The organism is Stenotrophomonas sp. Marseille-Q5258, from assembly GCF_946900935.1.
Lineage (GTDB): Bacteria > Pseudomonadota > Gammaproteobacteria > Xanthomonadales > Xanthomonadaceae > Stenotrophomonas > Stenotrophomonas nematodicola.
Map to the genome: position 1 here is coordinate 142,346 of NZ_CAMPPN010000002.1, position 13,815 is coordinate 156,160.

Genomic DNA, 13,815 nt, shown 5'->3' on the forward strand with positions numbered 1-13,815 from the left:
AACGCCGCATGACGTAACAGCAAGGATCTGCCCGTGGGCTTTTCGACGATCTTCATCCGCCGCCCGATCGCCACCTCGCTGCTGATGGCGGGCCTGCTGCTGCTCGGCATCCTCGGCTACCGCCAGTTGCCGGTGTCGGCGCTGCCGGAGATCGACGCGCCCAGCCTGGTGGTCACCACCCAGTACCCGGGTGCCAACGCGACCACGATGGCCTCCCTGGTCACCACCCCGCTGGAGCGCCAGTTCGGGCAGATTTCCGGGCTGGAGATCATGACCTCCGACTCCTCGGCCGGCCTGTCCACGATCATCCTGCAGTTCTCGATGGACCGCGACATCGACATCGCCGCACAGGACGTGCAGGCCGCGATCCGCCAGGCCACCCTGCCCTCCTCGCTGCCCTACCAGCCGGTCTACAACCGGGTGAACCCGGCCGACGCGGCCATCGTCACCCTCAAGCTCACCTCCGACACGCGCCCGCTGCGCGAGGTCAACAACTACGCCGACTCGATCCTGGCCCAGCGCCTGTCACAGGTGCAGGGTGTGGGCCTGGTCTCCATCGCCGGCAACGTGCGCCCGGCCGTGCGCATCCAGGTCAACCCGGCGCAGCTGTCCAACATGGGCCTGACCCTGGAAGAACTGCGCAGCGCGCTGACCCAGGCCAACGTCAATGCGCCCAAGGGCTCGCTCAACGGCAAGACCCAGTCCTACTCGATCGGCACCAATGACCAGCTGACCAGCGCCGCCGAGTACCGCGACACCATCATCAGCTACAGGAACGGCCGCCCGGTCCGCCTCTCGGACGTCGCCAACGTGGTCGACGGGGTGGAAAACGACCAGCTCGCCGCCTGGGCCGATGGCAAGCCGGCGGTGCTGCTGGAAGTGCGCCGCCAGCCGGGCGCCAACATCGTGCAGACCGTGGAGCGCATCCGCAGCCTGCTGCCGCAGCTGCAGAACGTGCTGCCGGCCGACGTGCACCTGGAGATCTTCTCCGACCGTACCGAAACCATCCGCGCCTCGGTGCACGAAGTGCAGTTCACCCTGATCCTGACCATCGGTCTGGTGGTGGCGGTGATCTTCGTGTTCCTGCGCCGCCTGTGGGCGACCATCATTCCCTCGGTGGCCGTACCGCTGTCGCTGGCCGGCACCTTCGGGGTCATGGCCTTTGCCGGGATGTCGCTGGACAACCTGTCGCTGATGGCGCTGGTGGTGGCCACCGGCTTCGTGGTCGACGATGCGATCGTGATGATCGAGAACATCGTGCGCTACATCGAACAGGGCAAGAGCGGCCCGGAAGCGGCCGAGATCGGCGCGCGCCAGATCGGCTTCACGGTGCTGTCGCTGACCATCTCGCTGGTGGCGGTATTCCTGCCGCTGCTGCTGATGCCCGGCGTCACCGGCCGCCTGTTCCATGAGTTCGCCTGGGTGCTGAGCATCGCAGTGGTGCTGTCGATGCTGATCTCGCTGACGCTCACCCCGATGATGTGCGCCTACCTGCTCAAGCCTGACGCCCTGCCCGAAGGCGAGGACGCGCACGAGCGCGCCGCGGCGGCTGGCAAGGAGAACCTGTGGACGCGCACCGTGGGGGCGTACGAGCGCAGCCTGGACTGGGTGCTGGACCACCAGCGCATGACGCTTGCCGTGGCCGCCGGCGCGCTGGTGCTGACCGTGGTGCTGTACATCGTCATCCCCAAGGGCCTGCTGCCAGAACAGGACACCGGCCTGATCACCGGCGTGGTCCAGGCCGACCAGAACATCGCCTTCCCGCAGATGGAAGAGCGCACCAAGGCCGTGGCCGAAGCGCTGCGCAAGGACCCGGCGGTGACCGGCGTGTCGGCCTTCATCGGCGCCGGCAGCATGAATCCCACCCTCAACCAGGGCCAGCTGTCGATCGTGCTCAAGGCCCGCGGCGACCGCGACGGGCTCGATGAGATCCTGCCGCGCCTGCAGGACGCCGTGGCCGGCATTCCCGGCGTGGCGCTGTACCTCAAGCCGGTGCAGGATGTGACCCTGGATACGCGCGTGGCGGCTACCGAGTACCAGTACTCGCTGTCGGACGTGGACGGCGCCCAGGTCGCGCTGCAGGCCACGCGCCTGACCGAAGCGCTGCGCCAGCGCCCGGAACTGGCCGACGTGGACAACAACCTGTCCAACCAGGGCCGCGCACTGGAGCTGACCATCGACCGCGACAAGGCCAGCGTGCTCGGCGTACCGATGCAGACCATCGACGACACCCTGTACGACGCCTTCGGCCAGCGCCAGATCTCCACCATCTTCACCGAGCTCAACCAGTACCGGGTCGTGCTGGAAGTGGCGCCGGAGTTCCGCACCAGCACCGCGCTGATGAACCAGCTGGCGGTGGCCTCCAATGGCGCCGGTGCGCTGACCGGCAGCAACGCCACCAACTTCGGCCAGGTCTCCTCGTCCAACTCCTCCACCGCCACCGGCATCGGCGCGCAGAACACCGGCATTACGGTCGGCGCCGGCAACATCATCCCGCTCGCCGCGCTGGCCGAAGGCCGCATCACCAGCACCCCGCTGGTGGTCAGCCACCAGCAGCAGCTGCCGGCGGTGACCGTCTCGTTCAACATCGCGCCGGGCTATTCGCTGTCCGATGCGGTCAAGGCGATCGAAGAGACCAGGGACAGCCTGGACATGCCCTCGCAGGTGCATGCCCAGTTCATCGGCAAGGCCGCCGAGTTCACCGGCAGCCAGACCGACGTGATCTGGCTGCTGCTGGCCTCGCTGGTGCTGATCTACATCGTGCTGGGCGTGCTGTACGAAAGCTACATCCACCCCATCACCATCATCTCGACCCTGCCGCCGGCCGGCGTCGGCGCGCTGCTGGCGCTGATGGTGTGTGGCCTGAGCCTGTCGGTGGATGGCATCGTCGGCATCGTGCTGCTGATCGGCATCGTCAAGAAGAACGGCATCATGATGGTGGACTTCGCCATCGAGGCCCGCCGTGCCGGGGCCAACGCCCACGACGCGATCCGCCGCGCCTGCCTGCTGCGCTTCCGCCCGATCATGATGACCACCGCCGCCGCCATGCTCGGCGCGCTGCCGCTGGCGCTGGGCACCGGCATCGGCTCGGAGCTGCGCCGCCCGCTGGGCATCGCCATCGTCGGTGGCCTGCTGCTGTCCCAGCTGGTCACGCTGTACACCACGCCGGTGATCTACCTGTACATGGAACGCTTCTCCGAATGGCTGCGCGAGCGCCGCGAACAGCGCGCGCTGCGCCACGCCAGCGCCCGGGACCGCGCATGAGCCGCCTGCCGTCCGACGCTCTGGAGGGGCGCGCATGAACATCTCCGGGCCGTTCATCCGTCGCCCGATCGGCACCGCGCTGCTGGCCATCGGCCTGTTCGTGGTCGGGTTGTTCTGCTACCTGAAGCTGGGCGTGTCGGCGCTGCCGAACATCCAGATTCCGGTGATCTTCGTCCACGCCAGCCAGTCCGGCGCGGACGCGACCACGATGGCCTCGACGGTCACCGCGCCGCTGGAGCGGCACCTCGGCCAGCTGCCGGGCGTGGACCAGATGCGCTCATCGAGTTCGGAAGGCAGCTCGCTGGTCTTCATGATCTTCCAGAGTGGCGTGGACATCGACTCGGCGGCACTGGACGTGCAGACCGCCATCAACTCGGCCCAGTCCGACCTGCCCTCCGGGTTGGGTTCGCCGATGTTCCAGAAGGCCAACCCGAACGACGATCCGGTGATCGCCATCGCGCTGACCTCGCAGACCCAGTCGGCCGACGAGCTGTATAACGTGGCCGATACGCTGCTGGCCCAGCGGCTGCGTCAGATCGGCGGGGTGTCCTCGGTCGACATCGCCGGTGCCTCCACCCCGGCGGTGCGCGTGGACGTCAACCTGCGCCTGCTCAACGCACTCAACCTGACCCCGGACGACCTGCGCAACGCCGTGCGCGCGGCCAATGTGACCTCCCCGACCGGCTTCCTCACCGACGGCAACACCACCACCGCGATCATCGCCAACGACTCGGTGGCGCGTGCCGCCGACTTTGCCAACCTGGTCATCAAGACCCAGGACGATGGCCGCGTGATCCGGCTCAAGGACGTGGCCAACGTCTACGATGGCCAGCAGGATGCCTACCAGGCCGCCTGGTTCGACCACAAACCGGCGGTGGTGATGTACGTGTTCACCCGTGCCGGCGCCAACATCGTGGAGACGGTGGACCGGGTCAAGGCGCAGATCCCGATGCTGCGCGACTACCTGCAGCCGGGCACCACGATGACCCCGTACTTCGACCGGACGCCGACCATCCGGTCGTCGCTGCATGAAGTGCAGATCACCCTGCTGATCAGCCTGGCGATGGTGATCCTGACGATGGCGCTGTTCCTGCGCCGGCTGGCACCGACCCTGATCGCCGCGGTGACCGTGCCGCTGTCGCTGGCCGGTGCGGCGCTGGTGATGTACGTGTTCGGCTTCACCCTGAACAACCTCAGCCTGCTGGCGCTGGTGATCGCGATCGGCTTTGTGGTCGACGATGCGATCGTGGTGATCGAGAACGTCATGCGCCATCTCGACGAGGGCATGCCCCGCATGCAGGCGGCGTTGACCGGCGCGCACGAGATCGGCTTCACCATCGTCTCCATCACCGCCTCGCTGGTCGCGGTGTTCATCCCGCTGCTGTTCGCCAGCGGCATGGTCGGGGCGTTCTTCCGCGAATTCACCATCACCCTGGTGGCGGCGATCGTGGTCTCGATGATCGTCTCGCTGACCCTCACCCCCGCGCTGTGCAGCCGCTTCCTGAGCGCGCACGCCGCGCCGGAGACGCCGTCGCGGGTCGGCCGCTTCCTGGATGGCATGCACGACCGCATGCTGCGCCTCTACACCGTCTGCCTGGACTTCTCGCTGCGGCACGCGCTGCTGCTGGCGCTGACCCCGATCCTGCTGATCGTGGCCACCGTCATGCTTGGCGGCGCGGTCAAGAAGGGCTCGTTCCCGGCGCAGGACACCGGCCTGATCTGGGGCCGCGCCAACTCCAGCGCCACGGTTTCCTTCGAGGACATGGTCAACCGCCAGCGCCGCATCACCGACATGCTGATGGCCGATCCGGCAGTGAAGACCGTCGGCGTGCGCCTGGGCAGCGGCCGCCAGGGCTCCAGCGCGCAGTTCAACATCGAACTGAAAACGCGCAAGGAAGGCCGCAAGGAAACCACGGCCGTGGCACTGGCGCGGTTGAGCGCCAAGGCCGACCGCTATCCGGACCTGCAGCTGCGCCTGCGCGCCATCCAGGACCTGCCCAGCGACGGCGGCGGCGGCAACAGCCAGGGCGCGCAGTACCGCGTGTCCCTGCAGGGCAACGACCTGGCCCAGCTGCAGGAATGGCTGCCCAAGGTGCAGGCCGCGCTGAAGAAGAACCCCAAGCTGCGCGACGTTGGAACCGATGTGGATACGGCTGGCCTGCGCCAGAACATCCAGATCGACCGCGCCAAGGCCGCGCGCCTGGGCGTGTCGGTGGGCGCGATCGATGGCGCGTTGTACGGCGCGTTCGGCCAGCGCCAGATCTCGACCATCTACTCGGACATCAACCAGTACAGCGTGGTGGTCAACGCGCTGCCCGAGCAGACGGCCACCCCGCGGGCTCTGGACGAAATCCACGTGCGCGCCGGCAATGGCGAGATGATTCCGCTGACCGCAGTGGCGCACCAGGTCCCGGGGCTGGCACCGCCGCAGATCACCCACCAGAACCAGTACACCACGATGGACCTGAGCTACAACCTCGCACCGGGCGTCAGCACCGGCGAGGGCGAGGCGATCGTCAAGGCCACCGTGGACGGGCTGCGCCTGCCCGGCGACATCCGCATCAGCGACGGGGGCGGCTTCAACGTGCAGCTCAACCCCAACTCGATGCTGATCCTCGTGCTGGCCGCGATCATCACCGTGTATCTGGTGCTGGGCATGCTGTACGAAAGCCTGGTGCATCCGGTGACGATCCTGTCCACCCTGCCGGCGGCGGGCGTGGGTGCGCTGCTGGCGCTGTTTGTGACCAACACCGAGCTGTCGGTGATCTCGATGATCGCGCTGGTGCTGTTGATCGGCATCGTCAAGAAAAACGCGATCATGATGATCGACTTCGCCGTGGTGGCCCAGCGCGAACGCGGGATGAGCCCGCGCGATGCGGTGCGCGAGGCCAGCATCGTGCGCTTCCGGCCGATCATGATGACCACGATGGTGGCCATCCTGGCCGCCGTACCGCTGGCGATCGGGCTGGGCGAAGGTTCCGAACTGCGACGCCCGCTGGGCATCGCCATGATCGGCGGCCTGTTGTTCTCGCAGAGCCTGACCCTGCTCAGCACGCCGGCGCTGTACGTGATCTTCTCGTGCCTGCGCGAGCGCTGGGTCGCGCGCCGCGAACGCCGCCGCGAGAAGAAGCTGCTCAAGCGGGCCAGACCCGCCTGACCCGCTGCCGGCCTCGGGCCGGCAGCGCTGCATGAACCCTGGTGGTTTGACGCCGGGGTAGCCAAACAACAACAATTCGCCTCCAGCCACGGTCCTGCATCCCTCGGCGATGCACCCGCTGCCCCTCTGCGGCCAGCCTGCGCGATCCAGCCATCGACCCCTCTCCTGCCATCCCATGATCGCGGACGGTCCTGTGCTGTCCGCCAAGGAAAAAACGATGCTGTCCGCTCCCCTGCCCCGTCTGGCCGCCCTGGCCGTGGCCCTGTCCGCTGCCTGCGCCGCCCACGCGCAATCCACTCCCGACAGCGCTCCGCGCGTACGCTCGGCCACCGACCTGGACGCGATCAGGGTCACCGCCGAGCGCACCCACACCGCCACCGGCGCACTGGGCGACCGCCCCGTGCGCGATACCCCCTTTGCGATCTCGGTTGTGGGCCGCGACGACCTCGAGAAGCGTCAGGTTGTCGCGCTCGGCGAAGCTTTCCTGACCGATCCGTCCGTGGTCACCCAGGTCAGCGCCTATGCCAGCGGCTGGAGCTCGCCGGTCCGCAACCGTGGCATCGACCTCAGCTACGACAGCTACCGGGTCAACGGCCTGCAGGTCTCGTCGTGGGGCACGGAGTGGCCGCTGGAAGTGATGGACCAGGTCGAACTGCTCAAGGGTCCGGGCGGTTTCATGTACGGCTTCGGCCAGCCAGGCGGCATCGTCAACTATGTGACCAAAAAGCCCACCGATACCCCGACCTTCGCCGCCCAGTTGGGGTGGCGTGAGCAGGGCATCGTCAGCGGGCAGATCGATATCGGCGGCCGCGGTGGCAACGACGACATGTTCGGCTATCGCTTCAATGCCTACCAGGAGAAGGGCGAAACCTTCAACGGTGGCGAGGTGGACCGCAAGGTCGGTGCAGTGTCGCTGGATGCCCGCCTGAGCGACCGGCTCACCTGGACCTTCGACGGCGTGTTCCAGCAGCGCGACCTCGGCAACGAATCGCCGCAGTACTACTTCATCGGCTTGACCACCCTGCCGCGCCCGATCGCCGGCGACGTCGACAACAGCATCGACGGGACCTACTACGACACCCGCTCCAGCCTGCTGTCGACCGGCCTGGACTGGCAGATCAACAGCGACTGGAAGGCCAGCCTGAATTACGGCGTGACCACCTCCTGGAACGACGTCAACAAGGTCTTCGCCTACATCGACGACGTGAACGGTGACTACAACGTCAACACCTACGAGCTTGGCGGCAGGAGCGAGTGGAAACAGGCCCAGGCGATCGTGCAGGGCCGCTTCCGCACGGGACCGCTGTCGCACCAGCTGGTGGCCGGTATGTCGCACCAGACCAGCCTGGGCTGGGATCGCCCGTACGAATGGAACACCATTGGCCGCGGCAACCTCTACCAGCGCCCCACCCTGCGCCATGACCCGGTCGGCTCGCGCGTGCTGACCCGCGGCAGCGAAACCGTGCAGCAGGCCGTGTTCGTCAGCGACACCGTGGCACTCGGCCGCGGCTGGTCGGTGCTGGCCGGTGCGCGCTACAACGACTTCCACAACAAGGGCGCCTACCACACCTACCCGGTCACCCCGACCTACGCGGTGATGTACAAGCCGGCCGACGCCGTCACCCTGTACGCCAGCTACGTGGAATCGCTGGAAGCAGGCAGCCGGGTCGGTTCGGACTACATCAACGCCGGCGAGGTGCTCGACCCCACCCTCAGCAGGCAGTTCGAGATCGGCGCCAAGATCGAGACCCCGCGCTGGAACGCAAACGCAGCGGCCTTCCGCCTTGAGCGCGGCGCCACCATCGACCGGCTCACCGGCGCCGGCAAGCAGCTGGTGCAGGACGGCGTCACCCTGTACGAAGGGGTGGAAGTGAGCGGCACCGTGCGCCTGAGCGATGCCCTCACCGTCGGCGGCGGCGTCACGTGGCTCGACCCGATCTACGACAGGCTCTCGCCCGACAATGCCGCCAACCAAGGCAACCGTGCCAGTGGTGCGGCACGCTGGAACGGCGTCGTGCACGCCGACTACAGCGTGCCGCAGATCGATGGCCTGAGCCTGTACGCACTGGCCCGCTACTACGGCGATGTCTACTACAACGTCGAGAACACCTTGAAGCTGCCCGACTACACCCTGTTCAATGCCGGTATCGGCTACCGCATGCAGGCCAACGGACATCCGGTCACCTGGCGCGCGGGCGTGGAAAACCTGACCAACAGGACGTACTGGTCCAACGCCGGTGTCGGGTTGCCGCGCAGCGTCGCCGTCAGCGTGCGGTTCGATCTGTAATCGAAGGGCGTGACGGCGCCGGGATGCAGCATTCACTGCAATGACGCAATAATGAGGCGCCCCCGCGCCACGAGTCCGCATGTCCGTCCGAGAATCCCGCCTCAGCCGCCTCTGGGCCCATGAGAAAGCCAGCTATGGGCTGCGGGTATTCATCGCGCTGTCGGCGGCGATGGGGCTCTGCTGGTCTCTGGACCAGCTGCCCGCGCTGCCCGGCGTGTTCCTGGGCATCATCGCCAGCGCCATTGCCGAAACCGACGACAACTGGTGGGGCCGCACCAAATCGGTCGCGCTCTCGCTGCTCTGCTTCGTCATCGCCGCCGCCGCGGTGGTGGAACTGTTCCCGTGGCCGTGGCTGTTCATCACTGCCCTGGCCATCTCCACCTTCGGGCTGACCCTGCTCGGCGCACTGGGGGAGCGCTACGCCTCCATCGCGCAGGCCACCGTCACCCTGGCCATCTACACCATGATCGGCCTGGAACAGCATGGCGCCAGCGACCGTGCCCAGGCCATCGCCGCCGTCAGCCACCTGCTCGCCGGTGCCCTCTGGTATGGCCTGCTGTCCATCCTGTGGACCGCCCTGTTCGCCAACCGTCCGGTGCGCGAACGCCTGGCCCGCCTGTTCGTCGAACTCGGCCGCTACCTGCAGCTCAAGGCCGACCTGTTCGAACCCGTGCGCGATGCCGACCTGCAGCAGCGCCAGCTTGCCCTGGCCGAACAGAACCGGCGCGTGGTCGAAGCGCTGAACATCGCCAAGGTCGCCATCCTTGCGCGGTTTGGCCGCTCCGGCCGGCCCGGCGTGCAGTCGGGACTGTACCTGCGCCTGTACTACATGGCGCAGGATTTCCACGAGCGCGCCAGCTCCTCCCACTACCCCTATGGCGCGCTCACCGACGCCTTCTTCCACAGCGATGTCCTATACCGCTGCCAGCGCCTGCTGGCGCTGCAGGGCGAAGCCTGCGCCCAGCTTGGCCAGGCCATCCGCATGCGCCGCCCGTTCGAGTATGGCGAGCGGACCCGCCAGGCCAATGCCGACCTCACCGATTCGCTTGCCTGGCTGCGGGCGCAGCACAACCCTCAGTGGCAGCGCCTGCTGTCCTCGCTGGACCTGCTTGGCCACAACCTGCAGAGCATCGAGCGCCGGCTGTCGGAAGCGGCGCAGTCCGAATCCACGCTGGACAACGTCGACACCCGCCTGCGCGACACCAACCCGCATACGTTGCGCGAAATGCTCGTGCGCATCCGCCAGCAGCTCACGCCGGGGTCGGTGCTGTTCCGTCACGGCCTGCGCATGGCCCTGGCGCTGGTGGTGGGCTTTGCCGCCATCCGCCTGTTCAACGCGCAGAACGGCTCGTGGGTGCTGCTCACCATCGTGTTCGTGTGCCGCCCGCATTTCGGCGCGACCCGCCAGCGGCTGGCCCAGCGTATCGCCGGCACACTGATCGGGCTGGTGCTGACCTGGGCGCTGATGCAGCTTTTCCAGGACCTGCGCATCGAACTGCTGATCGCCCTGCTGTCGGCGCTGCTGTTCTTCTTTACCCGCAGCGATCGCTACCTGGTGGCCTCGGCGGCGATCACCGTCATGGCCCTGACCTGCTTCAACCTGATTGGCGACGGCTTCCTGCTGATCTGGCCGCGCCTGGTGGATACCCTGATCGGCTGCGGCATTGCCGCGGCGGCCGCGTTCCTGATCCTGCCCGACTGGCAGGGCCGGCGCCTCAACGAAGTGATGGCGCGGGTGCTGTCCAACTGCGCACGCTACCTGCATGCCGTGCTCGGCCAGTACGGCAGTGGCATGCAGGACGACCTGGCGTACCGGATCGCACGGCGTGACATGCACAACGCCGATGCCGCCCTGTCCACCGCGCTGTCGAACATGCTGCGCGAGCCCGGCCACGTCCGCCGCAACCTGGATGCGGGTTTCCGCTTCCTGGCGCTGTCCAACACCCTGCTCGGCCATCTCTCGGCGCTGGGCGCGCACCGCGCGCAGTTGGACAGCTACGGGCAGGACCCGCTGGCCCTGGCCGGCGGCGAGCGCGTGGAGCAGGCCATGCAGCAGATCGCTGCCGCGCTCGAGCAGCGCCAGCCGGTGGCCGAGAACGACAACGACGGCGACCGCGCCCTGGCCGAACAGCTGGAGCAGATCGGCGAGGAGATGCCGCCCAAGCTGCAGCTCATCCGCACCCAGATGGGATTGATGCTGCGCCTGCTCCCCAAGCTGCGTGGCGCCGCCAACGAGGCCGAACGCACGCTGCGCTGAGCGCGGCGGCGGCACATGGACCGGCGCCGTGCCGATGTCATGGCTGCGCCGTGGAATGGTAGTCTGCCGGTTCGCAAGGAGTCCCCATGTCCGGCCATAGCCAGTTCGCCCTGCTCCGGCAGCGTCGTTTCCTGCCGTTCTTCATCGTCCAGTCGCTGGGCGCATTCAACGACAACGTGTACCGGCAGGCCATCATCGGCCTGTTGTTCTACCTCGGCGTCAGCCAGGCCGAACAGTCGCTGTACACCACGCTGGCGCCGGCCATCTTCATCCTGCCCTACTTCCTGTTCTCGGCGCTGGCCGGCCAGATCGCGGAAAAGCTGGAGAAGTCGCGCCTGATCGTGATCACCACCACGATGGAGATCGCGATCATGTCGCTGGCGGCGGTCGGGTTCCTGACCCAGAGCATGCCGGTGCTGCTGGTGGCGCTGTTCTGCACCGGCCTGCAGTCCACGCTGTTCGGGCCGGTGAAGTACTCGGTGCTGCCGTCCGTGCTCAGGCCCGAGGAGCTCACCGGTGGCAACGGGCTGGTCGAGATGGGCACCTCGATGTCGATCCTGACCGGCATGATCAGCGGCGGCATCATCTTCACCCTGGCCGGCAGCTACGGGCCGGTAGTGGCGGCCACCGCGGTGATCGCGCTGGCGGTGGCAGGAAACGTCACCGCACGGATGATCCCCAAGGTCGATGCCGGCGCTCCCGACCTCAGGATCAACTGGAACCCACTGCCCGAATCACTGGCCGTGCTGCGTCTGGCCAGGAAGCAGAAGGCCGTGCGCAACGCCATTCTCGGGGTGTCGTGGTTCTGGTTCGTGGGCACCATGCTCACTTCGCAACTGCCCACCTACGCGGTGGTCAACCTGGGCGGCGAGCCGACCCTGTACATCTTCGCGCTGGCACTGTTCTCGGTGGGCACCGGCGCAGGCTCGCTGCTGTGCGAGAAGCTGTCCGGCCGCACAGTGGAGATCGGCCTGGTGCCGCTCGGCGCGTTCGGCATGACCGCTTTCATGCTCGACCTGTACTTCGCCCGTGCCGGCACCGCCACGGCGGCGGGCCTCGGGGTGGCTGAGTTCGCCGCGCAACCGGGCAGTGTGCGCATCATCATCGACCTGATCGGCATCGGCCTGTTCACCGGTTTCTTTGTGGTGCCGCTGTTCGCCCTGATCCAGAGCCGCACGCCGAAGTCGGAGATGTCGCGCGTGTTCGCGGCGCTGAACATCCAGAACTCCGGGTTCATCGTGGCGGCGGCGATGATCGCGCTGGTCACGCAGAAGTTCCTGCACTGGACCATTCCGCAACTGTTCCTGGCCCTGGCAATCGCCAATGCCGTGGTGGCGATCTACATCTTCACCATCGTCCCCGAATTCCTGATGCGCTTCCTCAGCTGGGTCATGGTGCGCACCCTGTACCGGCTGCGCCTGCACGGCATCGAGGCCAACGTCCCCGACGACGGCGCGGCACTGATCGTGTGCAACCACGTCAGCTACATGGACGCGCTGATCCTGTCGGCGACGATTCCGCGTCCGGTGCGTTTCGTCATGTACTACAGGATCTTCAACATTCCGGTCATGCGCTGGATCTTCCGGACCGCCAAAGCGATTCCGATTGCCGGCGCCCGCGAAGATCCCGCGCTGATGCAGGCGGCCTTCGACGAGGTGGACAACGCGCTGGCCGGGGGCGAGCTGGTCTGCATCTTCCCCGAAGGGGCGCTGACCCGGGACGGGGAGATGGCCGCGTTCAAATCCGGCGTCGAGAAGATCCTCGAACGGCGCCCGGTGCCGGTGGTGCCGATGGCGTTGCGGGGCATGTGGGCCAGCATGTGGAGCCGTCGCGACACGCGGCTTGGCCGGATGCGGGTGCCGCGCCGGTTCCGCGCCCATGTCGAGGTCGTTGCCGGCCCCCCGGTAGACGGCGCCAGCGCCAGCGCCGAACAGCTGGAAGCGCAGGTGCGTGTCCTGCGCGCCAACCAGGGCTGACGACCGGCCGCCGGGACGTGCGCAACGCGCCCGGATCGCGACGCAAATGCCGGCAAAATCCGCGAGCGTGCCGTCTGCGGCGCGGCCCCGGTCGACGTGCCGCGCATCGGCGTCGCTGTAAACGCATACATCGCGTCGCAACATCGGGTAGATTACCCCCCTATAGGGGGTGTCCGGACGGCATTTGGTGATGTTGCCGGACTACCAAAGGAATGGAGTAGCACTTGAACCACCCGCCACCACTGACCCCACCGGCCGTCGTGGTCCCCAACTATCTGGTCTGGGCGATCCTGACGACGCTGTTCTGCTGCCTGCCGTTGGGTGTGGTGTCGATCGTGTACGCCTCACAGGTGGACGGCCGTCGTGCGGTCGGCGATCTGGAAGGCGCCTACGACGCATCCCGCAAGGCGGGGTGGTGGGCATTGGCGTCCGCACTTGTCGCGCCGGTACTGCTGTTGTTGTGGTTCGGGCTGTTCGGCGGCATGGCCGCGCTGGGCGCTCTTTCCGACCTGTGATCCACCCTCGCTCAACCCACCCAAGAAAAATGGAGTTTCACCCATGAATGCCACCTCACCCCAAGTACCCAACAACCTCGTCTGGGCCATCCTGACCACGCTGTTCTGCTGCCTGCCGGCCGGCATTGTGTCGATCGTGTATGCCGCCCAGGTCAACGGCAAACTGGCCGCTGGCGACATCGCCGGTGCCCGTGAATCGTCGGACAAGGCCAAGAAGTGGGCCATGTGGTCGGCCATCATCGCCGTCGTCGGCATGGTGCTGTACTTCGGCTTCATCATGGCGATGGGCGGCCTGGGCGCGCTGAGCGGCTCGAGCTACTGATCGTGGTCGCAACGGCCCGGTTCCGTGCACCGCAGGG

The 13,815-nt window shown here is 67.2% G+C and carries 7 protein-coding genes; all 7 read left to right on the top strand.

Annotated features, from left to right (window positions below):
* Window positions 1-33 precede the first annotated feature (33 nt).
* On the top strand, window positions 34-3,264 hold the full coding sequence (locus OC534_RS01880; RefSeq protein ID WP_136004595.1) for an efflux RND transporter permease subunit: 3,231 nt from the start codon (window positions 34-36) through the stop codon (window positions 3,262-3,264).
* 34 nt (window positions 3,265-3,298) lie between these two features.
* On the top strand, window positions 3,299-6,421 hold the full coding sequence (locus OC534_RS01885) for an efflux RND transporter permease subunit (protein WP_017354567.1): 3,123 nt from the start codon (window positions 3,299-3,301) through the stop codon (window positions 6,419-6,421).
* A 217-nt stretch (window positions 6,422-6,638) separates the two neighbouring features.
* Complete coding sequence (locus OC534_RS01890) at window positions 6,639-8,708, top strand: TonB-dependent receptor (protein ID WP_136004597.1); 2,070 nt, start codon at window positions 6,639-6,641, stop codon at window positions 8,706-8,708.
* A 79-nt stretch (window positions 8,709-8,787) separates the two neighbouring features.
* Window positions 8,788-10,965 (top strand): YccS family putative transporter, encoded by a 2,178-nt coding sequence (gene yccS, locus OC534_RS01895; protein WP_017354565.1) that lies wholly within the window; start codon window positions 8,788-8,790, stop codon window positions 10,963-10,965.
* A gap of 86 nt (window positions 10,966-11,051) precedes the next feature.
* On the top strand, window positions 11,052-12,941 hold the full coding sequence (locus OC534_RS01900) for an MFS transporter (protein ID WP_017354564.1): 1,890 nt from the start codon (window positions 11,052-11,054) through the stop codon (window positions 12,939-12,941).
* A gap of 224 nt (window positions 12,942-13,165) precedes the next feature.
* Entirely contained in the window at window positions 13,166-13,456 is a 291-nt protein-coding gene (locus OC534_RS01905) for a CD225/dispanin family protein (RefSeq protein WP_026070528.1), read from the top strand.
* A 43-nt stretch (window positions 13,457-13,499) separates the two neighbouring features.
* Window positions 13,500-13,778, top strand: coding sequence for a CD225/dispanin family protein (locus OC534_RS01910; RefSeq protein WP_017354562.1), 279 nt, complete (start codon window positions 13,500-13,502; stop codon window positions 13,776-13,778).
* The last annotated feature ends 37 nt before the right edge of the window (window positions 13,779-13,815 follow it).

Bases quoted from the DNA above. Each gene is read 5' to 3' on its own strand.
- OC534_RS01900 (WP_017354564.1), top strand. From the start codon at position 11,052: ATGTCCGGCCATAGCCAGTTCGCCCTGCTCCGGCAGCGTCGTTTCCTG.
- OC534_RS01890 (WP_136004597.1), top strand. From the start codon at position 6,639: ATGCTGTCCGCTCCCCTGCCCCGTCTGGCCGCCCTGGCCGTGGCCCTG.
- OC534_RS01910 (WP_017354562.1), top strand. From the start codon at position 13,500: ATGAATGCCACCTCACCCCAAGTACCCAACAACCTCGTCTGGGCCATC.
- yccS (WP_017354565.1), top strand. From the start codon at position 8,788: ATGTCCGTCCGAGAATCCCGCCTCAGCCGCCTCTGGGCCCATGAGAAA.
- OC534_RS01885 (WP_017354567.1), top strand. From the start codon at position 3,299: ATGAACATCTCCGGGCCGTTCATCCGTCGCCCGATCGGCACCGCGCTG.